29 protein-coding genes are annotated in these 23,399 nt (G+C 68.0%); 7 read left to right on the top strand and 22 right to left on the bottom strand.

Annotated features, from left to right (window positions below; translation table 11 throughout):
• Positions 1 to 16 precede the first annotated feature (16 nt).
• The gene (locus IB227_RS04780) at positions 17 to 967 is read left to right on the top strand and encodes an aspartate carbamoyltransferase catalytic subunit (protein ID WP_132864771.1); all 951 of its coding nucleotides are present in this window, start codon (positions 17 to 19) and stop codon (positions 965 to 967) included.
• Between the two features lie 84 nt (positions 968 to 1,051).
• Here IB227_RS04780 and IB227_RS04775 read toward each other — a convergent pair whose 3' ends face one another.
• The 16 genes from IB227_RS04775 to IB227_RS04700 form a co-directional block, all read right to left on the bottom strand.
• A complete protein-coding gene (locus IB227_RS04775) occupies positions 1,052 to 1,786 on the bottom strand; it encodes a tetratricopeptide repeat protein (RefSeq protein ID WP_192286506.1) in 735 nt (244 codons plus the stop codon).
• 69 nt (positions 1,787 to 1,855) lie between these two features.
• Positions 1,856 to 2,122, bottom strand: coding sequence for a hypothetical protein (locus IB227_RS04770; protein WP_192286505.1), 267 nt, complete (start codon positions 2,120 to 2,122; stop codon positions 1,856 to 1,858).
• Positions 2,123 to 2,330: 208 nt separating this feature from the next.
• Positions 2,331 to 3,692, bottom strand: a complete 1,362-nt coding sequence (gene mgtE, locus IB227_RS04765) for a magnesium transporter (RefSeq protein WP_132864768.1) — start codon at positions 3,690 to 3,692, stop codon at positions 2,331 to 2,333.
• A 118-nt stretch (positions 3,693 to 3,810) separates the two neighbouring features.
• Positions 3,811 to 5,529, bottom strand: coding sequence for a phosphoenolpyruvate--protein phosphotransferase (gene ptsP, locus IB227_RS04760; RefSeq protein WP_192286504.1), 1,719 nt, complete (start codon positions 5,527 to 5,529; stop codon positions 3,811 to 3,813).
• A 46-nt stretch (positions 5,530 to 5,575) separates the two neighbouring features.
• Positions 5,576 to 5,845, bottom strand: coding sequence for an HPr family phosphocarrier protein (locus IB227_RS04755; protein WP_132864766.1), 270 nt, complete (start codon positions 5,843 to 5,845; stop codon positions 5,576 to 5,578).
• Positions 5,838 to 6,230 carry a PTS fructose IIA subunit family protein gene (locus tag IB227_RS04750; protein WP_132864765.1) on the bottom strand — a complete coding sequence of 131 codons (393 nt, stop codon included), beginning with the start codon at positions 6,228 to 6,230 and terminating at the stop codon, positions 5,838 to 5,840. The genes IB227_RS04755 and IB227_RS04750 overlap by 8 nt, the downstream gene beginning before the upstream one ends.
• 76 nt (positions 6,231 to 6,306) lie before the next feature.
• Positions 6,307 to 7,185 (bottom strand): RNase adapter RapZ, encoded by an 879-nt coding sequence (gene rapZ, locus IB227_RS04745; RefSeq protein ID WP_192286503.1) that lies wholly within the window; start codon positions 7,183 to 7,185, stop codon positions 6,307 to 6,309.
• Positions 7,182 to 8,132, bottom strand: coding sequence for an HPr(Ser) kinase/phosphatase (hprK, locus tag IB227_RS04740; RefSeq protein ID WP_132864763.1), 951 nt, complete (start codon positions 8,130 to 8,132; stop codon positions 7,182 to 7,184). Before hprK ends, rapZ begins: the two co-directional genes overlap by 4 nt.
• A complete protein-coding gene (locus tag IB227_RS04735) occupies positions 8,129 to 8,581 on the bottom strand; it encodes a PTS sugar transporter subunit IIA (protein WP_192286502.1) in 453 nt (150 codons plus the stop codon). The genes hprK and IB227_RS04735 overlap by 4 nt, the downstream gene beginning before the upstream one ends.
• 24 nt (positions 8,582 to 8,605) lie before the next feature.
• Positions 8,606 to 8,920, bottom strand: a complete 315-nt coding sequence (gene raiA / locus IB227_RS04730) for a ribosome-associated translation inhibitor RaiA (protein WP_132864761.1) — start codon at positions 8,918 to 8,920, stop codon at positions 8,606 to 8,608.
• 59 nt (positions 8,921 to 8,979) lie between these two features.
• Complete coding sequence (locus tag IB227_RS04725) at positions 8,980 to 10,413, bottom strand: RNA polymerase factor sigma-54 (protein ID WP_192286501.1); 1,434 nt, start codon at positions 10,411 to 10,413, stop codon at positions 8,980 to 8,982.
• A gap of 42 nt (positions 10,414 to 10,455) precedes the next feature.
• Complete coding sequence (gene lptB / locus IB227_RS04720) at positions 10,456 to 11,175, bottom strand: LPS export ABC transporter ATP-binding protein (protein ID WP_192286500.1); 720 nt, start codon at positions 11,173 to 11,175, stop codon at positions 10,456 to 10,458.
• The gene (gene lptA, locus IB227_RS04715) at positions 11,175 to 11,702 is read right to left on the bottom strand and encodes a lipopolysaccharide transport periplasmic protein LptA (protein WP_132864758.1); all 528 of its coding nucleotides are present in this window, start codon (positions 11,700 to 11,702) and stop codon (positions 11,175 to 11,177) included. The genes lptB and lptA overlap by 1 nt, the downstream gene beginning before the upstream one ends.
• Complete coding sequence (gene lptC, locus IB227_RS04710) at positions 11,680 to 12,246, bottom strand: LPS export ABC transporter periplasmic protein LptC (RefSeq protein WP_192286499.1); 567 nt, start codon at positions 12,244 to 12,246, stop codon at positions 11,680 to 11,682. The genes lptA and lptC overlap by 23 nt, the downstream gene beginning before the upstream one ends.
• A complete protein-coding gene (locus IB227_RS04705; RefSeq protein WP_192286498.1) occupies positions 12,246 to 12,791 on the bottom strand; it encodes a phenylphosphate carboxylase subunit delta in 546 nt (181 codons plus the stop codon). Before IB227_RS04705 ends, lptC begins: the two co-directional genes overlap by 1 nt.
• Before the next feature lie 58 nt (positions 12,792 to 12,849).
• Positions 12,850 to 13,851, bottom strand: a complete 1,002-nt coding sequence (locus IB227_RS04700; RefSeq protein WP_132864755.1) for a KpsF/GutQ family sugar-phosphate isomerase — start codon at positions 13,849 to 13,851, stop codon at positions 12,850 to 12,852.
• 53 nt (positions 13,852 to 13,904) lie between these two features.
• On the opposite strand from IB227_RS04700, the gene IB227_RS04695 reads away from it, so the two are divergent.
• The 3 genes from IB227_RS04695 to IB227_RS04685 are packed head-to-tail and all read left to right on the top strand — an operon-like array spanning position 13,905 to position 15,756.
• Positions 13,905 to 14,135, top strand: a complete 231-nt coding sequence (locus IB227_RS04695) for a BolA family protein (RefSeq protein WP_192286497.1) — start codon at positions 13,905 to 13,907, stop codon at positions 14,133 to 14,135.
• 41 nt (positions 14,136 to 14,176) lie between these two features.
• Positions 14,177 to 15,451, top strand: coding sequence for a UDP-N-acetylglucosamine 1-carboxyvinyltransferase (gene murA / locus IB227_RS04690; protein ID WP_192286496.1), 1,275 nt, complete (start codon positions 14,177 to 14,179; stop codon positions 15,449 to 15,451).
• On the top strand, positions 15,448 to 15,756 hold the full coding sequence (locus IB227_RS04685; RefSeq protein WP_132864752.1) for an EF-hand domain-containing protein: 309 nt from the start codon (positions 15,448 to 15,450) through the stop codon (positions 15,754 to 15,756). Before murA ends, IB227_RS04685 begins: the two co-directional genes overlap by 4 nt.
• A gap of 122 nt (positions 15,757 to 15,878) precedes the next feature.
• On the opposite strand, the gene IB227_RS04680 is transcribed toward IB227_RS04685, so the two are convergent.
• The 6 genes from IB227_RS04680 to purM form a co-directional block, all read right to left on the bottom strand.
• On the bottom strand, positions 15,879 to 16,553 hold the full coding sequence (locus tag IB227_RS04680) for a DUF3108 domain-containing protein (protein WP_192286495.1): 675 nt from the start codon (positions 16,551 to 16,553) through the stop codon (positions 15,879 to 15,881).
• A 2-nt stretch (positions 16,554 to 16,555) separates the two neighbouring features.
• Entirely contained in the window at positions 16,556 to 17,332 is a 777-nt protein-coding gene (locus tag IB227_RS04675) for a DUF3108 domain-containing protein (protein ID WP_132864750.1), read from the bottom strand.
• A gap of 66 nt (positions 17,333 to 17,398) precedes the next feature.
• Positions 17,399 to 18,058: a phosphoribosylglycinamide formyltransferase gene (purN, locus tag IB227_RS04670; RefSeq protein WP_192286494.1), complete on the bottom strand. Its 660-nt coding sequence runs from the start codon at positions 18,056 to 18,058 to the stop codon at positions 17,399 to 17,401.
• A complete protein-coding gene (locus IB227_RS04665; RefSeq protein WP_192286493.1) occupies positions 18,055 to 18,663 on the bottom strand; it encodes a DUF2238 domain-containing protein in 609 nt (202 codons plus the stop codon). The genes purN and IB227_RS04665 overlap by 4 nt, the downstream gene beginning before the upstream one ends.
• A gap of 43 nt (positions 18,664 to 18,706) precedes the next feature.
• Positions 18,707 to 19,150, bottom strand: a complete 444-nt coding sequence (locus IB227_RS04660; protein ID WP_192286492.1) for a hypothetical protein — start codon at positions 19,148 to 19,150, stop codon at positions 18,707 to 18,709.
• Positions 19,151 to 19,179: 29 nt separating this feature from the next.
• Entirely contained in the window at positions 19,180 to 20,238 is a 1,059-nt protein-coding gene (gene purM / locus IB227_RS04655) for a phosphoribosylformylglycinamidine cyclo-ligase (protein WP_132864746.1), read from the bottom strand.
• A gap of 97 nt (positions 20,239 to 20,335) precedes the next feature.
• Here purM and IB227_RS04650 point away from each other — a divergent pair, with 97 nt between their 5' ends.
• The 3 genes from IB227_RS04650 to hda are packed head-to-tail and all read left to right on the top strand — an operon-like array spanning position 20,336 to position 23,342.
• On the top strand, positions 20,336 to 21,469 hold the full coding sequence (locus tag IB227_RS04650; protein WP_225591587.1) for a DUF2066 domain-containing protein: 1,134 nt from the start codon (positions 20,336 to 20,338) through the stop codon (positions 21,467 to 21,469).
• Positions 21,466 to 22,641, top strand: a complete 1,176-nt coding sequence (locus IB227_RS04645) for an AI-2E family transporter (protein WP_132864744.1) — start codon at positions 21,466 to 21,468, stop codon at positions 22,639 to 22,641. The genes IB227_RS04650 and IB227_RS04645 overlap by 4 nt, the downstream gene beginning before the upstream one ends.
• Positions 22,638 to 23,342, top strand: a complete 705-nt coding sequence (gene hda, locus IB227_RS04640) for a DnaA regulatory inactivator Hda (RefSeq protein WP_192286490.1) — start codon at positions 22,638 to 22,640, stop codon at positions 23,340 to 23,342. Before IB227_RS04645 ends, hda begins: the two co-directional genes overlap by 4 nt.
• The last annotated feature ends 57 nt before the right edge of the window (positions 23,343 to 23,399 follow it).

Raw genomic sequence — 23,399 nt, 5'->3', positions numbered from 1 at the left:
CCGAAGATCTCCCGCCATGACTGCTGCGCAACTCGATGACCAAGGACGCCTCCGCCACCTGCTGACCCTGGAAGGGTTGCCCCGAGAGACCCTGCTGCAGCTGCTCGACCGCGCCGGCCAGATCCGTGACGCGGCGGTGGGTCGGATCAGCAACAAGCGCGCGGTGCTGGCCGGCACCGCGGTGTGCACGCTGTTCTTCGAGCCGTCCACGCGCACCCGCAGTTCGTTCCAGCTCGCCGCGCAGCGGCTGGGCGCGGACGTGCTCAATTTCGATGCCTCCACCTCGTCCACGCGCAAGGGGGAAACCGCCTGCGACACGCTGAAGAACCTGGAAGCGATGGGCGTGCGCGGCTTCGTCATCCGCCATCCGGACGACGGCGCGGTGGCGGCGCTGGCCGCTGCGGCCGGCGAGGGCACCGCGCTGGTCAACGCCGGTGACGGTCGCAGCGCGCACCCGACCCAGGGCCTGCTCGACATGCTGACCCTGCGCCAGGCCAAGGGGCCGGACTTCTCCAAGCTCAAGGTGGTGATCGTCGGTGACGTGAAGCACTCGCGCGTGGCCCGCACCGACCTGCACGCGATGCGCACGCTGGGCGTGGGCGAGATCCGCGTGTGCGGCCCGCAGTCGTTGCTGCCCGATGATGAAACCCTCAAGGGCTGCGTGGTCGGACAGGACTTCGACGCGCTGCTGGAAGGTGCCGATGCGCTGATGATGCTGCGCCTGCAGCGCGAGCGCATGGAAGAAGGGCTGGTGCCGTCGCTGGAGCAGTACCACGCGCAGTACGGGCTGACCAACGAGCGCCTGAAGCGTGCCGGCAAGGACGCGGCGGTGCTGCACCCGGGCCCGATCAACCGCGGCGTGGAAGTCACCGACGAAGTGGCCGATGGCCCGCAGTCGTGGGTGCTGCGCCAGGTCGCCAATGGCGTGGCCGTGCGCATGGCGGTGCTGGAAACCCTGCTGGGTTGATGCCGGCTGCCGCGACAGGAGCGGTCTCGGCCGTGAAGCCAGGATTCCATCCGCTTCACCGTTGATCGCCCCCAACCTTAGGCGTCACTTCCCGCCGGCACGCTCCCGCAGCTGCTGGATGTAGGTCAGCTCCTGCAGCGCGACCGGGTTGTCGGGTTCCAGTTCCAGCGATTGCTCGTAATGGGATTGTGCCGACGGCAGGTCGCCCAGCTCGATCAGCGAGAACCCCACGCCGCGCAGCGCCAATGCCTGCAGATGCGCGGCCTCGGGATGGCTGCGGGTCAGTTCCAGCGCCTGTTGGTAGCTGGCCAGCGCACCACGCCAGTCCTTGCGCTGGTTGAAGGCGATGCCGCGTTCGGTCAGCACGTCGGCCTCATACGGGGCAGTTGCCTGGGCCTGGTCCAGCCACTGCATGGCCTGGTCGGTGTCGTGGTACTCCACGGCGATGTAGGCCAGCTGCTTGTAGGCATCTGCGCAGGCCATGTCCAGCCAGTCCAGCGGCGTGCCGTCGTTGTGGTCGGCCAGGTACAGCTCGTACTGTCGTTGGGTACGGAAGCTCACCGCACGTCGCCCGGCGACCGCCCGATAGGCATCGCAGTGCTGGGCGACCTCCAGCAACGCAACGCGCGCCTGCGCGTTGTCACCTTTCAGGCTCTGCTCGACCGATTGCTGGACCGATGCCCGTAACTCCCTGCCCAGGCCCGGCTCGGCGGGGCGCGGGGCGACCGGCGCGGTGGTCAGCTTCCACGGGCCGGTTTCGGTCTGTGCGAAGGCGAGGTTGCAGCAGAGTCCGAGCGTGACGATCAACAACAGGCGCATACCCCCCCCGGTGCAGTGGCGTTGCCGGCGAGCTTTGCACGCCGTGGTCGCCGTTGCCAGTGGTTCGCCTCAGCTGTCGCGCGGTGCCATCGCCAGGATGGCCAACTGCTGCTGGGCTTCCTCGTTGCCCGCATCGGCGGCGGCCTTGACCTCCTGCAGCGACGGGTGCATCACCACCAGCAGCGGGTACTCGCACTGCGGGCAGGTGTATTCGGTCTGCTCGTCGTGCAGCTCCATCTCCATCTGCCGCGAGCTTCCCTGCCATTCGCAGGCCGGGCAGGCATGGTTCTGGTCGCGCCAGCCGGGCTGGTAGTAATCGGTGATGGTGGTGGTCATGGGCGGTGCCTGCGGATGGGCTGCGGAGTGTAGTACGCCAAGCCCCACGTCGCCCGGGAACCCCGTGGGCCAGGATGAAATCCCCGCGGCGTGAGGTGCGATGCATTCCCATGGCCGGGATTGCGCCGCGTTCCCGCGGGCGTCCGCGAAAGGCAACGGGCCGATACGCAGCCCGGGCGCGCTGTGAACGGACAAGACCCCGCTGCAATCAATGCAGCAGCACCAGCGTGGCCAGGCCAAGGAAGGTGAAGAAGCCCATCGTGTCGGTCACGGCGGTCAGGAAGATGCCGCTGGCCAGCGCCGGGTCGAAGCCCAGCCGCTTGAGCGTCAGCGGCACCAGTACGCCGGCCGAGGCGGCGAACAGCAGGTTGCAGGTCAGGGCCACGGCGATCACCAATGACAGCCCCGGCATGTGGAACCAGGCCAGCACGATCAGGCCCAGGATCGAGCCGAGCAGCAGGCCATTGAGCAGCGCGACGCGCAGTTCCTTCCACAGCAGGGTGCGTGCGTTGGACGCGCCCACCTGGCCCAGCGCCAGGCCGCGCACCATCAGCGCCAGCACCTGGGTGCCGGCGTTGCCGCCCAAGCCGGCGACGATCGGCATCAGCACGGCCAGCGCTACCAGCTTGTCGATGGTGCCTTCGAAATGACCGACCACGCTGGAGGCCAGGAACGCAGTGCACAGGTTGATCGACAGCCACATCAGGCGCCGGCGCATGGCGCGCCAGACCGGGCTGAACAGGTCCTCGTCCTCGTCCAGGCCGGCCGCGCCCAGCACCTGGTGCTCGGCCTGGCCACGGATGATGTCGACCACGTCGTCGATGGTGATGCGGCCGATCAGGATGTTGTTGTCATCCACCACCGGTGCCGACACCCAGTCATGGTCGGAGAACTGGCGGGCCACTTCGTCGGCGCTCTCGCCGACGTCGATGGCCGGCTGCTCATCGTCGATCAGGCGGTTGATCGGGGTGGTGTCCTCGTGGGTCACCAGCGAGGCCAACGACAACCGGCCCAGGTACTGGTGACGACGGCTGACCACGAACAGGTGGTCGGTATGGTCCGGCAGCTCGCCGCGCAGGCGCAGGTAACGCAGCACCACGTCGACGTTGACGTCGGCACGCACGGTGACCACGTCCGGGTTCATCAGGCGGCCGGCGGTGTCTTCCGGATAGGACAGCACCTGCTCGAGCCGCTCGCGGTTCTCGCGGTCCATCGACTTGAGCACTTCGTCGATGACGGTGTCGGGCAGGTCCTCGACCAGGTCGGCCAGGTCGTCGATGTCCAGGTCTTCGACCGCGGCGATGATCTCGTCCGGGTCCATGTCCGCCAGCAGGCTCTCGCGCACGTCGTCGCCGACGTGCACCAGCACCTCGCCGTCATCCTCGGCGTCGACCAACCCCCACACCACCTCGCGCTTGCCCGGCGGCAGCGATTCGAGCAGGTTGCCGATCTCGGCCGGCGAAAGGGTGTTGACCAGGCGGCGTACGGGGCCAAGCCGGCCGCTGTCGAGCGCATCGGAAAGCAGACGCAGCTGTCGTGCGGTCTTGTCGTGGCGTACCGCTTCGGCCATGCGCTGCTCCCGGGAATGAAAAGGCCGCTATCCGGGGCAAGGATGCGGCATCGGCGGTGTTGAGCCCGTCATTATCGCGTGCACGGCGTGCCGATGCACAGGTGCCGGGGCATCGGAATCAGTCGCGGGCGTTGCCGTTGATCCAGCGCTCGATACCACGCCGGTCGCGGGCGGCCAGCAGTTGCGGTGCCTGCGCGCGCAGGCCGGTGAGGTCCACTTCGCGGATGGCGCGGCGCACCTCCAGCAGGGTGCCGGGGTGCAGGCTGAACTCGGTCAGGCCCAGCGCCAGCAACATTGCCGTCATCTGCGCGTCACCGGCGATCTCGCCGCACACCGCCACCGGGGTCTGGTGGCGTCGCGCGGTCTCGATCACCTGCCACAGCAGCCGCAGCACCGCCGGATGCAGCGGCGAGTACAGCTCGCTGACCGCCTCGTTGTTGCGGTCGGCGGCCAGCAGGTATTGCACCAGGTCGTTGGTGCCGATCGACAGGAAATCGACCTGGTCGATGAAGCATTCCAGCCCGATGGCTGCCGCTGGCACCTCGATCATCGCCCCGACCGGGATGTTCTCGGCCACTTCATGGCCATCGTTGCGCAGCAGCGCGGCCAGTCGCGACAACCGGCGGCGCACCGCCATGATCTCCTCGCGGCTGCTGACCATGGGCACCAGGATGCGCACCGGCCCGTAGCCGGACGCGCGCAGGATGGCCCGCAGCTGGGTGTCGGCGACCTTGGGGTTGGCCAGCGACAGGCGCACGCCGCGCAGGCCCAGCGCCGGGTTCTCCTCGTTGCCCATCACCAGGCCGGTGCGATCGGCCTTGTCCGCGCCCAGGTCCAGCGTGCGGATGGTGACCGGCCGGCCGCTCATGCCGAGCACGGTGTCGCGGTAGGCGCGGAACTGTTCTTCTTCGTCCGGCAGGTGGTTGCGCTGCAGGAACAGGAATTCGGTGCGGTACAGGCCCAGCCCGCGTGCGCCCAGCGCATGCGCCTGGGCCACGTCGTCCTGGGATTCGGCGTTGGCCAGCAGGGTGATTTCCTCGCCGTCCAGCGTGCGGGTGGGCTTGGCGCGCAGGCGGCCCAGTTCGCGTTGCTCGCGGGCCAGCTCGCGCTGGCGCGCACGGTACTGGCGCAGGTCGGAGGAGGCGGGCTCGATGACGATCTCGCCGCTGCCGCCGTCCAGGATCATCACGTCGCCGTCGTTGACCTTGTTCAACACGGCGCTGGCGCCCACTACCAGTGGCATGTGCAGGCTGCGGGCCAGGATGGCGCTATGCGAAAGCACGCTGCCGCCGCTGCTGACGATGCCGACCACGCCCTGCGACTGCAGTTGGGCCAGTTCGGACGGGGCCACGTTCTCGCAGACCAGGATCTCCCCGGCCAGCCCCTTCACATGGGTGGCGCGCTTGTGCAGGAACGAATGGATGCGGCCGATGACGTGGTCCAGGTCGTCGATGCGGCTCTTGAGGTAGGCGTCCTCCATGCCCTCGAACACCTGCGCCAGGCGGTCGCGCTGGACGCGCAGCGCATGGCTGGCGCTGTAGCGCTTGCCGCGCACCAGTTCATCCAGCGCGGCAAGCAGTTCGGGGTCGTCCAGCAGCATGGCGTGCAGGTCGAGGAACTCGCCGACCTCGGCGGGCAGGGCGCCCTGCAGGCGGCTGCGCAGTTCACGCATCTCCGCGCGCGCCGCGTCGGTGGCGCGGTGCAGGCGTTCCAGTTCCTGTTCGACAGCCGATGCGGCAATGCGCTTTTCGCCGGTTTCCTGCACGTGCGGCAGGCGGACACGGGCACGCCCAAGGGCCGTGCCACGCGACGCCGCCAGCCCGTGCAGCCGGGTCATGGCAGCAGGCCCCTTGGCGTGTCGGCGGGAGGCGGCAGTGCGCGCATCAGTTGTCTTCGTCGAAACGGCGTTCGAACAGGGCGGTGATGGCTTCCAGCGCGGCACCTTCGTCCTCGCCATCGACGCGGACGGTGACCGGGGTGCCCTGGCCGGCGGCCAGCAGCATCACGCCCATGATGCTCTTGGCATTGACCTCGCGGCCCTTGGCCACCAGCGTGGCATTGGCGCGGAAGGCCGATACCACCTGCACCAGCTTGGCGGTCGCGCGGGCATGCAGGCCCAGGCGGTTGGATACGGTGAGTTCTTTCTCAAGCATCGTCGACGATGACTCCATTGCGAGCGCCCGCCGCCGCAGTGGCGGGCAGTTGGTCCAATCCCTGTTCCGGATAGTTCATCACCCGCAGCAGCATCGACAGGCTCAACCCGGAGACGCGCCTGGCCGGGGTACCCAGCCGGACCAGCTGGTTGGCCAGGTTGCTGGGGCTGGCGCCGTACAGGTCGGTCAGCACCAGCACGCCTTCGTCACCCTCGACCCGCCGCATCGCGGCCGAGGCCGCGGGCAGCAGTGCGTCGAGGTCGGCATCGAAGGGGACTTCGAAGGCTTCGGTCTTCAGCGGCAACTGCCGCAACAGGGTGGTCGCCACTTCCAGCAGGGAAGTGCCGACGCCGGGATGGGTCACGAGGAGAATGCCGCAGGTCATCCCTGAACGTTAACAGGTCACCATGAGTCCGCGATAGCGTCGGAACCTGTCTTCTGTGTGCCGTTCAGTACGGGGTTCAATCCTGCTCGCGATGGAAGGTGGCCACGTCCGGCCAGCCCTGTTCGCGGGCATGCCGGGCCAGGCGCTCGGCCAGGTACACCGAACGGTGCTTGCCACCGGTGCAGCCGAAGGCCACGGTCACGTAGGCGCGGGTCTCGTTGCCCAGCTTGGGCAGCCAGGTGTCCAGCAGGTCCTGCAGCTGGGCGACATAGCGCACCACCTCCGGCTGGGCGTCCAGGTATTCGCGCACCTCACGGTCACGGCCGGTCAGCGAGCGCAGTTCCGGGTCCCAGTGCGGGTTGGGCAGCACGCGCGCATCGAACACGAAGTCGGCCTCGGCCGGCACGCCGCGCTTGTAGGCGAAGGACTCGAACAGCAGCGAGAGCTTGCTCTGCTGGCTCAGCGCGAATTCGGTGATGACCCGGCGCCGCAGCTGGTGCACGTTGAGCCGGGTGGTGTCGATCACCGCATTGGCTTCGCGGCGCAGGGGGGCGGTCAGCTCGCGCTCGCGGGTGATCGCCTCGGGCAGCGACAGCCCGAGGTGGCTGAGCGGGTGGCGACGGCGGGTATCGGCGTAGCGCGCCAGCAGGGTGTCGTCGTCGGCCTCGAAGAACAGCAGGCGGGCATCGATGCCATGCTCGTTGGCGGTCTTGCGCCACTTCGCCAGCTGGCTCAGGTCGCTGCGCCCGCGCACGTCGATGCCGACGGCGATGCGGCGCGGGCTGGTTTCATTGGCCTCGCCCAGCACCCCGCGCACGAATTCCGGCAGCAGGTTCACCGGGATGTTGTCCGAGCAGTAGTAATCCAGGTCCTCGAAGGTCTTCAGGGCGACCGATTTGCCCGAGCCGGACAGGCCGCTGACGATGACCAGCACCGGGGACGGTAAGGCGCTCATGGACTGCGTTGCTCCAACAGGTTGCTGTGGCGGGCGATGAACATGGCGGCCGGGTCGATGCCCTTGGTGCGCAGGATGTGCAGGCGCGTGGCGGCCTCGGTCAGCACCGCCAGGTTGCGGCCGGGCATCACCGGCAGGGTGATCAGCGGCACGTCCAGGTCGAGCACGTGGCGCTTGCCGGAATCGCCGGTCAGGCGCTCGTAGCCGTAGGCGCTGGGTTCGGTCATCGGCTTGGTCAGGTGGACGATGAGGCGAAGGTACTTGTTCTTCTTTACAGACGTGTCACCGAACATCTGGCGCACGTTGAGCACGCCCAGGCCACGGACCTCGAGCAGGTCCTGCAGCAGTTCCGGGCAGGTGCCGTCGAGCACGTCCGGGGCGATCTGGGTGAACTCCGGGGCATCGTCGGCGACCAGCCGGTGCCCGCGCGAGAGCAGTTCCAGCGCCAGCTCGCTCTTGCCCGAGCCGGCCTCGCCGGTGATCAGCACGCCGATGGAGTAGATCTCCATGAACACCCCGTGCAGGGTGATGCGTGGCGCCAGGGTCCGGGCCAGGTGGTAGCTGAGGTGGTTGAGCAGCTCGTGGCCGCGTTTGGGCGACACCCACAGGGGGGTCTGGGATTCGTCCGCGGCCGCACGCAGGTCTTCCGGGCAGCCATGGCTCTTGGTGATGACCAGCGCCATCGGGTGGGCCTGGATGATCCGTTCGATCACCTCCCAGCGCTGGCGCGCGTCCAGCGAATCCAGCCAGGTCAGCTCCTCGGTGCCGAGGATCTGGACCTTGTTCGGGTAGATCGTATTCAGGTAGCCGGCCAGCGACGGCCGCCGTGACACGGTGTTGCCCGCCTCCAGTTCGCGGCGTGCGCCTTCGCGTCCGGCCACCCAGCGCAGGTCGAGCTTCTCGCGCTGCTGGTCGAACAGTTCCTGGGCAGTGATGCTGGTATTCATCCGCGGGGCGCCTGTGGCGGTTGGGTGATGATCTGCTGCAGTGCCTCGGCATCGGGCGCATCGCGCAGGGCCTGGCGGACGCCGGCATCGGAGAACAGCTCGGCCAGCTCGGACAGCAGCATCAGGTGCTGGTGGGTGTAATGCTCGGGTACGGCCATGGCGAAGACCAGGTCCACGCCCTCGTCGCCGCCGAAATCGACCGGCTGCTGCAGGCGCAGCAAGGCGCCACGGGGCCGTTGCAGGGTAGGGGAGCGGCCATGCGGGATGGCGATGCCATGGCCGATGGCGGTGCTGCCGACGCGTTCACGCTCGCGCAGGCTGTCAAAAAGGCTGTCTGCGCCGGCTTCGCGACAGGCCAGCAGGCGCGAGGCGGCAAGAAGGGTGCTGTCTCGATCAGCGGCCGCGAGTACCTGGGTACTCACGGCCGCCATCAGGTCGGTCAACGGCATGTCTGGTGCGGAGAGTGGCTGCTGTCAGCCATTGTCGCGCAGTGCATGCGATGCGTGGGGAAGATGTTTTTCCTTGTGCTTGATGACCAACCGGTCCAGCTTGTCGGCAAGGACGTCGATGGCCGCGTACATGGTCGAGCCGGCGGCGTCGGCATGCAGGGTGCGCCCGGGCAGATTCACCGTGGCGACGACGAGGAAGTCAGGCTTGCGAGTGGACAGCTGCACCCGTATCTCGCAGTGCTGGTCGACGTGTCGTCCCACCCGCTCCAGTTTCGTTTCCACGTACTCCTTCAGGGCGGGAGTGACTTCGATCTGCTGGCCATACGTCTCGATACGCATCGGATTCCTCCTGTGGTTCGGGGTTGCCTCATGAACCCTCTGCCCAGCCAGCGAAAGCTTCAGACGATGCGGATGCGTTCGTGGGAGGCAGAAATGTTCATGGCTTCACGATACTTCGCCACGGTGCGCCGCGCCACCGGTATTCCACTGGTCTTGAGCAGCTCAGCCAGCTTCGCGTCAGAAAGCGGTTTGCGCGGGTTTTCGCCATCGATCAGGTTGCGGATCATCGACTGGATGGCGGTGCTGGACGCCTCGCCGCCACCCTCGGTATCGATGCCGGAGGCGAAGAACGCGCGCAGCGGCAGGGTGCCACGCGGGGTACGCACGTACTTGCGGGCGATGGCGCGGGAAATGGTGGATTCGTGCAGGTCCAGTTCGCTGGCGATTTCACGCAGCGTCAACGGGCGCAGGGCCTGTTCGCCGAACTCCAGGAAGCCGGCCTGGTGGTGCAGCAGGCTGCCGACCACGCGCAGCAGGGTTTCGCCGCGCGCCTCCAGGCTCTTGAGCAGCCAGCGGGCCTCCTGCAGCTGCGCGCGCAGGTAGCTGGCGTCGGCATCGCCGCAGCGGCGGATCAACTGTTCGTAGCCGCGGTGGATGACCACCCGGGGGCCGGCGTGGCCGGCCAGCGCGCAACGCCAGATGCCGCGCTGGCGCCAGATCACGCAGTCCGGCACCACGTAAGTGTCCGAGGTCAGTTCGCCGAGTTGCTTGCCCGGGCGCGGGTCCAGCGAGCGCAGCAGCTGGACGGCCTGCTCGACCGCGTCCAGGGGTTGCTTGAGCTCCTGGGCGATGCCGGGGATGCCGGCGCGCGGCAGGCGCTCCAGCGGGCCGGCGGCGATGCCGCGGGCCAACACCAGGCCCGGGGTGTCGGCAGGCAGGGCATCCAGTTGCAGGGACAGGCATTCCCCCAGCGAGCGCGCGCCCACGCCGGCCGGGTCGAAGCGCTGGATCTGGCTTAGCACCGCGAGGATTTCGTCCTCGTCGGCATGGATATCGGGAAGCAGGGTTTCGGCGATGCCCGGCAGCGGCTCACGCAGGTAGCCGTCCTCATCCAGTGCATCGATCAGGGCCACGCCGATGGCGCGGTCGCGGGCACTGAGGTGGGACAGGTGCAACTGCCAGAGCAGGTGGTCGGCCAGCGTGTCGGCTTCGGCGGCCTGTTCGCGGCTGTCGCCGTCGCCGTCCTCGTCGAAGGAACCGCCGTGGCCGCTGCTCCAGTCCTCGTCCCGGCCTTCCCAGCTATCGCCATCGTCGCTGATGTCGCCCTGGCCGAGGTCGGCCGGGGCTTCGTCGCTGGACGCGCCCGGCGCGGCCTCGTCGTCACCGGCGTTGTCGCCGTTCTCGGCCCATTCCAGCAGGGGATTGGTTTCCACCGCCTCGACCAGTTCCAGTTCGAGCTCGGTGCTGGACATCTGCAGCAGCCGGATGGCCTGACGCAACTGGGGCGTCATGACCAGGCTCTGTCCCATCGATGTCTGCAGCCGAGCTTTCATGCCGGGTTCCGTCCGGGGAAGGGCGTGACGTTGGCCGCAGGCTCAGAGGGTGAACGCGTCTCCCAGGTAGACGCGGCGAACGTCGGTGTTGGCCAGCAGCTGTTCCGGTGCCCCCTGCGCGAGAACGCTGCCTTCAGCGAGGATATACGCCCGGTCGCAGATTCCCAAGGTCTCGCGCACGTTGTGATCGGTGATCAACACGCCGATGCCGCGCTGCTTGAGGTGGGTGACGATGCGCTGGATTTCGCCGACCGAGATCGGGTCGACGCCGGCGAAGGGTTCGTCGAGCAGGATCATGCGCGGCTTGGCCGCCAGCGCGCGGGCGATCTCGCAGCGGCGACGCTCGCCACCGGACAGGCTGGCGCCGGCCTGGCTGGCAACGTGGCTGATCTGCAGTTCTTCCAGCAGCGCCGACAGTTCGCGCTCGCGGCCCTCGGCGTCGAGGTCGTCGCGCAGCTCCAGCACCAGCCGGATGTTGTCGGCCACGCTCAGCTTGCGGAACACCGACGGCTCCTGCGGCAGGTAGCCCACGCCCAGCTTGGCGCGCGAGTACATCGGGTCGGCGGTGATGTCCTGGCCATCGAGCACGATGCTGCCGGCATCGGCGGCGACCAGCCCGACGATCATGTAGAAGCAGGTGGTCTTGCCGGCGCCGTTGGGGCCGAGCAGGCCGACCACTTCGCCGGCTTCCAGGGTGAGCCCGAAGTCCTTGACGACTTCGCGGTTCTTGTAGCGCTTGCGCAGGCCTTGGGCGACGAGCATTACTTCTTGTCTCCCTGCGCGGCCGGTGCCTTGGCCTTGGGCTGGATGACGGTACGCACGCGGGTACCGTCGCCGCCGCTCTGCATCGCGCCGGTGCGGGTGTTGTAGACCATGCGCTGGCCGGCATTGGTGCCGCGCTCGGACTCGACGTTGTAGTTGCCGGTGAGGATGATCACTTCGCTGCTGATGTTGTAGTCCATGTTGTCGGCACGGGCGTTCATCCAGGTGTTGTCATCCATCTGCTGCTTCAGGGTGGCCTGCTTGCCGGTCAGGATCACCCGCTCGGTCTCGCCGTTGCGCTGGATCACGTCGGCGCTGTCGGCGTGGATCTCCAGCGTGCCCTGGACGATCACCACGTCACCGCGGAACTGGCATTTGCCGTTGTCGCTGAAGTTGCAGTCGTTGTTGTTGGAGTCGATCGTCATCGGCTGGTTGCGGTCCGAGCTCTTGGCCCACGCCAGGCCAGGTGCGAGCAGGGCGGCGAGCAGGGTGATCGACGCGAGCTTAGCGGGCAGCATTGGGTTCATAGCGGGTCTTGACTCGGGATTGGAGGGAGTACTGCTGGGTTTTCAGGTTGGACTGGAAGCCGACGCCGGTTTGGCTCAGGCCCGGCCGGGTCAGGGTGACCTGGGCCTCGGTGCGGGCCAGGTTCTGCTTCGGGAAGATATCCAGCGAGGTCGTGCGGAAGGTGGTGGGCGGGGTCTTGCCGTCCTTGGGGCTGTCACCGGCCACGTTGCCGCGCAGGCGCAGTTCCTCGCCCTTGGGGCTGACCCAGCCGGTATCGGCGCGCAACTCCCAGTGGTTGCCCGCATCATCGGGCAGCAGGAACAACGGCCGGATGATGGTCGAGGTCTGGTCGGCGCGCTTGCGCTGCATCGCCGGTGCCCGCAGCGTGGCCGACTCCTTGCCTTCCTCGTCCAGGCTGATGATCTCGAAGTCGGAGAGCACGAAGTCGTTGACGTTCTCGCTGATCTGTTCCGGGCCGGCCACGGTTCGATGGCGCCAGGCCGAAATGCCGGTGACCAGCGCGGCGATGAACAGGCCGACGCCCAGGACGGTGCGCCAGTTCATCAGGCGTACCTCGCCAGCACGGCTTCCACCTTGCCCTGCGCCGCCAGCAGGGCGTCGCACAGCTCGCGCGCCGCGCCCCGGCCGCCGGCGGCACGGGTCTGCCAGTGCACGCGTTCGGCGATCCACGGGTGGGCGTCGGCCGGGGCAGCGGCCAGCCCGACCGCGCCCAGCGGGGCCAGGTCCGGCAGGTCGTCGCCGAGGAAGGCCACCTGGTCCAGGCCGATACCGTGCTGCTCGCACAACGCCCGCACGCTGGCCAGCTTGTCGCCGACGGCGATCTGGGTGTCGATGCCCAGGTCAGCACCACGCTTCTGGGCCGACAGGCTGTTGCGGGCGGTGATCAACACCGGATGGATGCCGTGCTGCTGCAGCAGTTTCAGCCCCAGCCCGTCCTGCACGTAATACGCCTTGCTCTCGTTGCCGGCATGGTCGTAGTACAGGCGGCCGTCGGTCAGCGTGCCATCCACGTCGAAGCAGGCCAGCCGGATGCGTGCGGCCACGGCGTGCAGCGGGGCGGGGAAGTGGTCGAGCGGGGAATAGGGCATCAGCGGGCAAGGTCCGTTGCGGCAGGCATTTCGGGGTAGATGGGGGATTGTGCGGGGTTTAAACCACTTTTGCCCGCAACAGGTCATGAATGTTCAGGGCGCCGACCGGGCGATTGTCGCCATCGACCACGATCAGGCCGTTGATCTTGTGCTTCTCCAGCAAACGTGCTGCTTCCACGGCCAGCTGGTCGGCGCCGATGGTGCGCGGGCCGCGGGTCATCACCTGGGCGATGCCGGCGGTGCGCACGTCCACGTCGGTGTCCAGGGCACGGCGCAGGTCACCGTCGGTGAACAGGCCGACCAGGCGGCCGTCGGCATCGACCACCGAGGTCATGCCCAGGCGCTTGCGGCTCATTTCCATCAGCGCCTGGCTCAGGCTGGCGTCCTCGGGCACGCTGGGCAGGTCCGCGCCGCTGTGCATCACGTCGGTGATGTGCAGCAGCAGGCGCCGGCCCAGGCTGCCGGCCGGGTGCGAGCGGGCGAAATCGTCGGCGGTGAAGCCGCGCGCGTCGAGCAGGGCCACGGCCAGCGCGTCGCCCATCGCCAGCGAGGCGGTGGTGCTGGAGGTCGGGGCCAGGGCCAACGGGCAGGCCTCGTGGTCCACATTCACGTCCAGGTGCACGTCGGCGGCCTTGGCCAGGCTGGACTGGGGCCGGCCGGTCATCGAGATCAGGGGGTTGCCCTGGCGCTTGAGCACCGGCAGCAGCATCAGCACTTCGTCCGACTCGCCGGAGTAGGACAGCGCCAGTACCACGTCGTCCTCGGTGATCATACCCAGGTCGCCATGCCCGGCTTCACCGGGGTGCACGTAGAAGGAGGGGGTGCCGGTGGAGGCCAGGGTGGCGGCGATCTTGCGCGCGATATGCCCGGACTTGCCCATGCCGGTGGTCACCACCCGTCCCGGGGAGGCCAGCACCAGCCGGCAGGCGGCGGCGAATTCGGCGCCGATGCGGCCCCCCACGCGGTCCAGCTCGGTACGTTCGATCTCGAACACGCGCCGGCCACTGGCGACCAGGTCGGTATCACGCAGGGTATCGAGAGAAAGCGGGGAAGCAGCCATGCGGGCGCCACTCGGAATAGTAGAATGGACGTTCATTTTATTAGGAAAGCGCTTTGGACGCCGAGACCATCCGAAACCTTATCGAAGCCGGGCTGCCCGGCGCCCGTGCCGACGTGCAGGGTGAAGACGGCGTTCACTTCGAAGCGACGGTGGTCTGCGAGGCCTTTGCCGGCAAGCTGCCGCTGGCCCGCCACCGCATGGTCTATGCGACGCTGGGCGACCTGATGGGCGGCGCGATCCACGCGCTGGCGCTCAAGACCGTTACCCCGGGTGAAGCCGGCTGAGCCGGCGCACCTCCATTTCCCCTATTCCGGCTTCCACATCCATGGCAAAAATCGTAGTCACCGGCGGCAAGGCGCTGAACGGTGAGGTTCATATCTCCGGCGCCAAGAACGCCGTCCTGCCGATCCTGTGCGCCACCCTGCTGGCCGATGCGCCGGTGGAAATCACCAACGTGCCGCACCTGCACGACGTGATCACCACCGTGAAGCTGCTCGGCGAGCTGGGCGCCAAGGTCACCATCGACCAGGGCACGCTGTCGCGCGGCAGCGCGGTGGTGGTGGACCCGCGCAGCGTGGACCAGCACGTCGCGCCGTATGAGCTGGTCAAGACCATGCGTGCCTCGATCCTGGTACTGGGGCCGCTGCTGGCCAAGTTCGGGCAGGCCGAAGTGTCGCTGCCGGGTGGCTGCGCCATTGGCTCGCGCCCGGTCGACCAGCACATCAAGGGCCTGCAGGCGCTGGGTGCGCACATCAACGTCGAGAACGGTTTCATCAAGGCGCATGTCGACGGTCGCCTGAAGGGCGGTCGCTATACGTTCGACATGGTCAGCGTCACCGGCACCGAGAACGTGCTGATGGCCGCGGTGCTGGCCGAAGGCACCACCGTCCTGGAAAACGCGGCGATGGAGCCGGAGGTGTCCGACCTGGCGCACTGCCTGATCGCGCTGGGCGCGAAGATCGAGGGCATCGGCACCGCACGGCTGGTGATCGAGGGCGTGGAGCGCCTGCACGGTGGCCGCCATGCGGTGCTGCCGGACCGCATCGAGACCGGCACCTTCCTGGTCGCCGCGGCGATGACCGGCGGCCGCATCGTCGTGCGCAACGCGCGCCCGGACACGATGGACGCGGTGCTGCAGAAGCTGGTCGAGGCCGGTGCCGAGATCCGCACCACCGAGGACACCATCACCCTGGACATGCACGGCAAGCGGCCCAAGGCGGTGAACATCACCACCGCGCCGCACCCGGCCTTCCCGACCGACATGCAGGCCCAGTTCATGGCCATGAACTGCGTGGCCGACGGCGTGGGCGTGATCAAGGAAACGATCTTCGAAAACCGCTTCATGCACGTCAACGAGCTGCTGCGCCTGGGCGCGGACATCCAGGTGGAAGGGCATACCGCCATCGTCCGCGGCGCCGAGCGGCTGAGCGGTGCGCCGGTGATGGCCACCGACCTGCGCGCCTCGGCCTCGCTGATCCTGGCCGGCCTGCTGGCCGAGGGCGACACCACTATCGACCGCATCTACCACCTCGACCGTGGCTACGAGAACATCGAGGAAAAACTCGGTGCCCTCGGTGCCAGCATCCGGCGCGTGTCATGATCCTCAAGGGCCGTTTCACCCCGCGTCGCAAGGCATTGCTGGTCCTGGTGCTGATGGCCCTGGCCTGGCTGGGCTGGGGCTGGTACAGCGGCGTGGCGATCACCCGTGGCGTGGAAAAGGAACAGATGGACTGGAACGGCGATGGCCAGGTCAGTGGCGAGGAGTTCTTCCAGGCCTTCTACGCCGTGCAGGTGAAGGACACCGAGGAAGGCAACCGGCAATGCCGCAGCTTCGTGTGGCGCAGCAGCGGTGAGGAATTCCGCCGCGACTGCCGCACGGTGTTCAAGAAGGACGCCGCCGAATGAAAGAAGCCTCCGGACAGGAGGCTTCTTTTTTGCATTTCTGCATGTCGCGGTGACCGGGCGGCGGCCGTCACCGTGCGGTGCGACCTGCGCCCGGCCCGGGAGGGGCCGGCCGCGGGCGAGACTCAGTGGATCGAGCGGATGGTCAGGTCCAGCGCGTCCTTGCCGTTCTCACGCTGCAGCAGGCGCGCCGGCACCGGCATGCCGGGGACGATCCAGGCGATCTGCTCCTTGTTGCCGTCCACGCGCGACACTTTGGTGGCTTCCTGCGAGCGGCCATCGACGGTGACGTTTTCCTTGCCGATGACGCGGTAGGTCATCGGCTTGATGCGGCCGTCGTCGACCATGCGATAGGTCAGCGGCTTGCCGGCGGCCAGGTCGCGGGCGATCGCCAGGTTGATCAGCAGGGCGTCCATGTCACCGGCGCGCAGGCTGATCGGGCCACTGCGGTCGGCCTTCACGTCGCCGGTCCAGGTGGCCTGGTTAGTGTTCCAGTCATAGCGCGCGTCCACCTGCTTGCGCTTGATCAGCAGCACCGAGCGGTCATGGCTGGAGAGCGGGCGCAGCGTGCCACCCTGTTCCTCGAACACGGTGCTCTGGCTCAGGTCGGCCATCGGGTTCTTGATCTGCAGGCTATAGCGCCAGCGGTTGTTCGCCTCGCTGGCCAGGGTCATCACGCCACTGGCCTGCATGCCCATGTAGCTGGCCTGGTAGTTGGCGGTGAACGGTTCCAGCGCCAGGGCGGGGAGGCTGGCGATGGCCAGCACCGAGGCGGCGGCGATACGGAAGAGGGTCTTCATGCTCAGGCTCCTGTGTATTCGATCAGGCGCAGGTCGATCTCATCCTGCCCATCCTTGCGTTGCAGGATACGCACCGGCGTCGGCACGCCGTTTGCGATCCACATGATCATCTCGTCGTTGCCGCCGTTGGTGCGGTACACGCGCAGCGCGTCGTAGCTCAGCTCGCCGACCTGCACGTTCTCGGTGGCGTCGGCGGCGCGGTACTCGTGCTGGCGAACCCGGCCGACATCGACGAAACGGTACTGCAGCGTCTTGCCGGGCATGGCATCGCGCATCAGCGACAGGTTGAGCAGCAGCGCGCTCTGGTCGCCACGCTGCAGCGGGATCGGCTGCTGCCGTTCCTTCTTCAGGTCGCCCTGCCACTGCGCGGTGCCGGTCTGCCAGTTGTAGGTGCCGGTGACCTTCTTGCCCAGGAACAACGCCTTCTTGACCGTGCTCTGGCTCAGCGGCGTGTACACGTTGCCTTCGTTGTTGAAGACGGTGCTCTGCTCCAGGTTCAGGCCGAGTACGCTGGCGAAACCGCGCTTGCCATGCACGCCCATGTCCACGCGCCACTGCGTGCCTTCGCCGCGCACCACCCGCATGGTGGCATCGCCGGCTTCCTTGCCCTTGTAGAAGGCCTGGTAGGTGGCCACGAAGGGCTCCAGCGGCGGCGGGGTCCATTCCATCGCCGGCAGCGCGACGACCGTCGGCGGGGCCGGCGCCTGTTCCTGCGCCTGGCCTCCGGCGGTCGCCAGCAACGAGCCCAACACCAGCCATTTGAAGGGTTTGAGGGTCATGCGCAGCCGTCGGGCGAAGGGGAAGGGAGGGATGATGCCAGCACGCGGGTCAGCGCCATGTCGGGATCAGCCAGCCAGCGTGCCGTCGGAATCTAGGCGTAGCGGGCTGAGCAGGGACTGACCATCCAACTGGATGATGCCTCCCTGTTCAGCTACGCGTCCGGCGACCAGCAGCCGGGCGGTTGCCAGCAGCAGTGGGTGTTCGACCGCCAGCACGCGCCGGGCCAGCTGCTCGGCGCTGTCGCCGGCCAGCACCGGTACCCGTGCCTGGGCGATGACGTTGCCGGCATCCAGTTCAGGAACCACGAAGTGGACACTGGCGCCGTGCTCGGCATCCCCGGCCTCGATTGCCCGGGCGTGGGTATCCAGGCCCTTGTGCAATGGCAGCAGCGACGGGTGGATGTTGACCAGGCGGCCCTGGAAGCGTTGCACGAACGCGGCGCCGAGGATGCGCATGTAGCCGGCGCAGATGATCCAGTCGGGCCGGCAGGCGGCGAGGGCATCCCCCAGCGCGGCGTCGAAGGCCTCGCGGTTGTCGAATTCGCGCGGCGAGCGTGCCCAGCGCAGGGCTGGCGGTACCTTTCCCAGGGCGGCCGCGGCCGGTTTGTCGGACAGCACGCCGACGATCTCGGCATCCAGCTGGCCGCCGGCAATGGCGTCCAGCAGGCATTGCAGGTTGCTGCCGCGACCGGACGCCAGCACGGCGATGCGTGAACGGGTGTTCATGCAAGCGCCTTGCGGGCCAACGGCCAGACCAGCAGGCTGCCCAGCGTGGCCAGCAGCATGTCGGCATGGGCATCCCAGGGATCGCCCTGCTGGCCGTTGTAGGCCTCGGCCGCGTCGGGGGACAGCGCCAGCGCGATGCCCCATTCGAACCACTCGTAGACCAGGCTCGAGCACATGATCGTCATCACCGCGAGGGTGAAGGCGTGCCCGAAACGGAGCCGCGGCCAGGCATGGCGAACCAACTGGACCAGCGCCGGGGTGAAGCACACCCCGTACAGAAAATGGATCAACCGGTCGAAATGGTTGCGCTTCCAGCCAAAGGCGGCGTCCGGCGACCAGCCCACCAGCGACTGCAGCCACTGGTCATAGGGAATGTTGGAGTACAGCCAGCGGGCGGCAATGCAATGGATGGCGATGAAGCCGCAGATCGCCGCGAAGGCGCCATTGCCCAGGCGCCAGCGCCGGTCCACCCACCACAGGCCGGCCAGGCCGAGGACGGTCAGCGAACTGTGCAGTGACTGCTCCAGCGGCCACAGCGGCTTTATCCAGGTGGCAACGAACACCGCCAGCACGGCGCCGAAGGCGAGTTTCTTGGCGATGTTCATGCGAGGCGGCCCCGCAGCGGGGAAGGCAGCGACAGGACAGGGTTCAAGCAAAGGCCGCCTTGACCTGGGGGCGCAACAGCACGATCAGGGTGAATACACCCAGGACCGTGCCGAACGGCATCATCATGCAGGAGATGCCGGCCACCACCAGGCACAAGGTATGGCGCCGGCGCTGCGCCAGGCAGCGCCCGGCGTAGACCATGAAGCCGGCCAGGGTCAGCCCGCAGGTGATGAAGATGCCGGCGAAGGCGACGAAGAACCAGCCGACCAGCTGCGGCTCGAGCTCCGCGTTGGGGTTGTTCGCGTCCACCGGCAACTTGCCCGACACCATGGCCAGCCCCAGCACCAGGTGCAGGACGGGGAACAGCGAGAACAAGCCGGTGAAGCCCGCCAGCACGTAGTGGAAGATCGACAGCAGGCGCAGGTGGTTGGCGTCCTCTGCGGGCAGGTCGAGTGGCGGCGGAACGGGGGCGTTCACTGCGTCCATGAGTGGCACCTTGTGGGTCGGGAGGGGCTTCAGCCGATGCGCACGCGTTCGGTGCCGGTGGCCGCGACCACCTCGCCGATCTGCCAGTGCGCCAGTTCCAGGGCGTCGAGCGAGGCGTTGATGGCGGCGACCTGGTCGGCCGGCACCAGCAGCACGAACCCGATGCCGCAGTTGAAGGTGCGCCACATCTCGCTGTCGGCGACGTTGCCTTCGCGCTGCAGCCACTGGAACACCGGCGGCAGCGTCCAGCTGCGCGCGTCGATGTCCAGGCCCAGGCCTTCGGGTACCACGCGGATGATGTTCTCGGTCAGGCCGCCACCGGTGATGTGGGCCATGCCGTGGATGGCGGTGCCGTGTTCCTTGAGCAGCGACAGCAGCGGCTTGACGTACAGGCGGGTCGGCGCCATCAGCGCATCGACCAGCTTCACGCCGTTCTCCAGCACCAGCTCGGCCGGGCTGCCGGCACGCTCGTAGATGCGGCGGACCAGCGAGTAGCCGTTGGAGTGCGGGCCGGAGGAGGCGATGCCGATCAGCACGTCGCCCTGCTGCACGGCCGAGCCGTCCTTCAGCTCGCTCTTTTCCACGGCCGCGACGGTGAACCCGGCCAGGTCGTATTCGCCCGGGGCGTACATGTCCGGCATTTCGGCGGTTTCGCCGCCGATCAGGGCGCAACCGGCTTCGGTGCAGCCATTGGCGATGCCGCCCACCACCGCGGCGGCGGTGTCGATGTCCAGCTTGCCGGTGGCGAAGTAATCCAGGAAGAACAGCGGCTCGGCGCCCTGCACCAATACGTCGTTGACGCACATGGCGACCAGGTCGATGCCGATCGTGTCATGGCGGCCCAGCTGTTGGGCCAGCTTCAGCTTGGTGCCGACGCCGTCGGTACCGGACACCAGCACCGGCTCGCGGTACTTGTTGGACAGGTCGAACAGGGCGCCGAAGCCGCCCAGCCCGCCCATCACCTCCGGGCGGAAGCTGCGCTTGACCAAGGGCTTGATGCGCTCCACCAGTTCATTGCCCGCGTCGATGTCGACACCGGCGTCACGGTAGGTGAGGGGAGAGTTGGCGGAAGTCGGGGTGCTGGTCACGGTCGGCTGCGCTGGCGGGGTGAACGGTCGATTTTAACAGGCCACGTTGGCGCGAAGGCCCCATTCGGGCAACAATTCCCCCCGGAACCGTCGAGCAATGGAATATTCAATGCGTCGCAGCCTGGTCACAATCCTGTTTCTGGCGCTCTGCCTGCCCTTGGGCGGCGGTGCGCTGGCCCAGTCGGGCATGCGTACCGAAGGGGACGTCGCCAATGCCAGCGGCACCTACGAGGCCGAAGTGCCGGTCAACAGCCAGAGCGACGCCGACCGCGGCGGTGCGCTGGCGCGCGCGCTGGGCGCGGTGCTGGGCAAGTTGTCCGGTGACCGCGCCGCGATGACCCGCCCGGGCGTGGCGCAGGCGCTGCGCAGCGCCAAGGACATGGTCGAGAGCTACGACTACCGCCAGGACCAGAGCGTCGGCGCCAGCGGTGCGCCGAGCTACCGGACCATGCTGGTCGCGCGCTTCCGCCAGGACGATGTGGACGGGCTGGTCGCCGCGCTGGGCCTGCCGGTCTGGCCGCAGCCACGGCCCAAGCCGGTGATCTGGCTGGCCATCGACGATGGCAGCGGCCCGCGCCTGGTCGGCACCCAGCAGGCCAATGCGGCCCGCCCGTTGCTGGACCGCGCGATCGAGCGCGGCTACCGGCTGGGACTGCCGGCCGGCGGCGCCGCCGAGCAGGCGCTGGTCGGCGCGATCTGGCGTCAGGACACCACCGCGGTCGCACGCGCCTCGGCGCGCTACGCGCCGCCGATGCAGCTGGTGGGCAAGCTCTACCGCGCCGGCGGTGGCGGTTGGCAGGCCGATTGGGTGTTCGTCGACAACGGCCGCGAACTGTCCAAGTGGACCACCCGTGATGGCGATGCCCGCCGCGCGATGGCCGGTGGCGCCGACGGTGTCGCCGATGCGTTGGTGCGTCGCTATGCCAAGGCCCCGGTGGCCGGCGCGGCGGGCACGTACCGCATCGCGATCAACGGCATCCGCGGTGCCGACGACTACCTGCGGGCGGCCTCCGCGCTGCAGGGCGCGGCCGTGGTCAAGTCGATCATCCCGATCCAGGCCAACGGTGACCGGCTGGAGCTGGACGTGGAGCTGATGACCGGCCTGCCGGGCCTGAACCGCATGCTGGGCCAGAATTCGCCGCTGCAGCCGGTTGGCCAGGCGGTCCAGGACGGCGATGCGACCGAAGGCACCGACACCGGCAGCAAGCAGGGCGAGTACCGCATTCGATGAGCACCGAAACCCCGGAAGCAGAAATCGCACTGTTCCTGCGCCGCCTGAAATGGATGGTGCTCTCCGCGTTCGGCTTGTGGGTGATGTGGCTGCTGGCGCCGATCCTGACCCCGTTCGTGGTCGCGCTGATGCTGGGTTGGCTGGGCGACCCGCTGGTGGACCGGCTGGAGGCACGTGGCCGCTCGCGCAATACCGCGGTGGTCATGGTGTTCGCGCTGATGGTGCTGTTGCTGGTGTTGGCGCTGCTGATCCTGGTGCCGATGATCGAGCGCCAGATCACCACCCTGGTGGCCGCGTTGCCGCAGGGCCAGGCCTGGTTGATGGGCACGGCGATCCCGTGGATCGAGGCCAAGACCGGCCTTGAGCTGATGGGCTGGCTGGACCCGGACCGCCTGATCGATTGGATCCGTAGCCACTGGCAGCAGGCCGGCGGCGTGGCCAGCACCTTCTTCGGCTACCTGTCGCGCTCGGGTTTCGCGATGGTGGCCTGGGTGGTCAACCTGGCGCTGCTGCCGATCCTGGCGTACTACTTCCTGCGTGACTGGGACAAGCTGGTGGAGCGGGTGGCGTCGGTGATCCCGCGCAACCACATCGAAACCGTCTCGCGGTTGGCCAAGGAATCGGACGAGGTGCTCGGGGCGTTCATCCGCGGGCAGATCGCGGTGATGATCGCGCTGGGCGTGGTGTATGCGGTGGGCCTGTCGGTGGTGGGGCTCAAGCTGGGCCTGCTGATCGGCATCGTGGCTGGCCTGATCAGCTTCATCCCGTACCTGGGCGCGACCACCGGCGTGGTCATGGCGGTGCTGGCCGCGCTGGTGCAGGCACAGGGGTTCGACCTGAAGCTGCTGGTGCTGGTGGGCGTGGTGTTCACCGTCGGCCAGCTCTTGGAAAGCTACGTGCTGACCCCACGTATCGTCGGCGACAAGATCGGCCTGCACCCGGTGGCGGTGATCTTCGCGGTGATGGCCGGTGGCCAGTTGTTTGGTTTCCTGGGGATGCTGCTGGCCCTGCCGGCGGCAGCCGTGATCAACGTGCTGCTGCGCTACGCGCACGAACGTTATCGCCAGAGTGAGTTGTACGCAGGCCATGGGCCGACGATCGTGCTGGACCCGCGGAGCAGTGATGCCCCGACGGAACTGGCCATCGTGTCGAAGGATGTAGAACCGAAGTGAGTGTGCCGCAGTTGCCGCTGGCCTTGCGCTATCCGCCTGACCAGCGATTCGAGACGTTCATCGGCGCGCCGGATGGCGCGCTGGCCCAGTTGCGCGCGCTTGCCGTCGGCAGCAGCCACGACTGGATCTTCCTTGCCGGTGCTGGTGGCACCGGCAAGACGCATTTGTCGCTGGCCACCTGTGCCGCCGCGCTGGAAGCCGGGCGTCGCCCGGCCTACCTGCCGCTGCAGGCGGCAGGCAAGCGCCTGGACGAGGCGCTGGAAGCCCTGGAAGGCCATGACGTGGTGGCGCTGGACGGGCTGGAGTACATCGCCGGCCGCCGCGAGCAGGAAGTCACCCTGTTCGAGTTCCACAACCGCGCGCGGGCGGCCGATGTGACCCTGCTGTACACCGCGCGCTGCACGCCCGACGCGCTGGGGCTGGTGCTGCCGGACCTGCGCTCGCGGCTGTCGCAATGCGGGCGCATCATGCTCGACCCGCTGGACGACGAAGGCCGCGCGGCGGTGCTGCGCGAGCGTTCGGTGCGGCGTGGGCTGGTGATGGACGAGGCCACGCTGGACTGGCTGCTGAACCGCACCGGCCGCGACCTGAGCGGGTTGGTGACGCTGTTGGAGAAACTGGACCGCGAATCGCTGGCGGCCAAGCGGCGCATCACCGTGCCGTTCCTCAAGCGCGTGCTGGAAGCGGGTAGCGGCGAGTAAGCCCGGCCGCCTGGGCTGGGATGGAATTCCCGTGTTGTTGTTCTATTGGCCGTTGGA

It is taken from the genome of Stenotrophomonas sp. STM01 (assembly GCF_014852135.1).
GTDB lineage: Bacteria > Pseudomonadota > Gammaproteobacteria > Xanthomonadales > Xanthomonadaceae > Stenotrophomonas > Stenotrophomonas capsici.
Note: the sequence above shows the minus strand (reverse complement) of the source record. Positions and strands in the feature narration are given on the sequence as shown.

Coding starts and splice junctions, on each gene's coding strand:
- IB227_RS04780 (WP_132864771.1), top strand. CDS start 17: ATGACTGCTGCGCAACTCGATGACCAAGGACGCCTCCGCCACCTGCTG.
- IB227_RS04775 (WP_192286506.1), bottom strand. CDS start 1,786: ATGCGCCTGTTGTTGATCGTCACGCTCGGACTCTGCTGCAACCTCGCC.
- IB227_RS04770 (WP_192286505.1), bottom strand. CDS start 2,122: ATGACCACCACCATCACCGATTACTACCAGCCCGGCTGGCGCGACCAG.
- mgtE (WP_132864768.1), bottom strand. CDS start 3,692: ATGGCCGAAGCGGTACGCCACGACAAGACCGCACGACAGCTGCGTCTG.
- ptsP (WP_192286504.1), bottom strand. CDS start 5,529: ATGACCCGGCTGCACGGGCTGGCGGCGTCGCGTGGCACGGCCCTTGGG.
- IB227_RS04755 (WP_132864766.1), bottom strand. CDS start 5,845: ATGCTTGAGAAAGAACTCACCGTATCCAACCGCCTGGGCCTGCATGCC.
- IB227_RS04750 (WP_132864765.1), bottom strand. CDS start 6,230: ATGACCTGCGGCATTCTCCTCGTGACCCATCCCGGCGTCGGCACTTCC.
- rapZ (WP_192286503.1), bottom strand. CDS start 7,185: ATGAGCGCCTTACCGTCCCCGGTGCTGGTCATCGTCAGCGGCCTGTCC.
- hprK (WP_132864763.1), bottom strand. CDS start 8,132: ATGAATACCAGCATCACTGCCCAGGAACTGTTCGACCAGCAGCGCGAG.
- IB227_RS04735 (WP_192286502.1), bottom strand. CDS start 8,581: ATGCCGTTGACCGACCTGATGGCGGCCGTGAGTACCCAGGTACTCGCG.
- raiA (WP_132864761.1), bottom strand. CDS start 8,920: ATGCGTATCGAGACGTATGGCCAGCAGATCGAAGTCACTCCCGCCCTG.
- IB227_RS04725 (WP_192286501.1), bottom strand. CDS start 10,413: ATGAAAGCTCGGCTGCAGACATCGATGGGACAGAGCCTGGTCATGACG.
- lptB (WP_192286500.1), bottom strand. CDS start 11,175: ATGCTCGTCGCCCAAGGCCTGCGCAAGCGCTACAAGAACCGCGAAGTC.
- lptA (WP_132864758.1), bottom strand. CDS start 11,702: ATGAACCCAATGCTGCCCGCTAAGCTCGCGTCGATCACCCTGCTCGCC.
- lptC (WP_192286499.1), bottom strand. CDS start 12,246: ATGAACTGGCGCACCGTCCTGGGCGTCGGCCTGTTCATCGCCGCGCTG.
- IB227_RS04705 (WP_192286498.1), bottom strand. CDS start 12,791: ATGCCCTATTCCCCGCTCGACCACTTCCCCGCCCCGCTGCACGCCGTG.
- IB227_RS04700 (WP_132864755.1), bottom strand. CDS start 13,851: ATGGCTGCTTCCCCGCTTTCTCTCGATACCCTGCGTGATACCGACCTG.
- murA (WP_192286496.1), top strand. CDS start 14,177: ATGGCAAAAATCGTAGTCACCGGCGGCAAGGCGCTGAACGGTGAGGTT.
- IB227_RS04685 (WP_132864752.1), top strand. CDS start 15,448: ATGATCCTCAAGGGCCGTTTCACCCCGCGTCGCAAGGCATTGCTGGTC.
- IB227_RS04680 (WP_192286495.1), bottom strand. CDS start 16,553: ATGAAGACCCTCTTCCGTATCGCCGCCGCCTCGGTGCTGGCCATCGCC.
- IB227_RS04675 (WP_132864750.1), bottom strand. CDS start 17,332: ATGACCCTCAAACCCTTCAAATGGCTGGTGTTGGGCTCGTTGCTGGCG.
- purN (WP_192286494.1), bottom strand. CDS start 18,058: ATGAACACCCGTTCACGCATCGCCGTGCTGGCGTCCGGTCGCGGCAGC.
- IB227_RS04665 (WP_192286493.1), bottom strand. CDS start 18,663: ATGAACATCGCCAAGAAACTCGCCTTCGGCGCCGTGCTGGCGGTGTTC.
- IB227_RS04660 (WP_192286492.1), bottom strand. CDS start 19,150: ATGGACGCAGTGAACGCCCCCGTTCCGCCGCCACTCGACCTGCCCGCA.
- IB227_RS04650 (WP_225591587.1), top strand. CDS start 20,336: ATGGAATATTCAATGCGTCGCAGCCTGGTCACAATCCTGTTTCTGGCG.
- IB227_RS04645 (WP_132864744.1), top strand. CDS start 21,466: ATGAGCACCGAAACCCCGGAAGCAGAAATCGCACTGTTCCTGCGCCGC.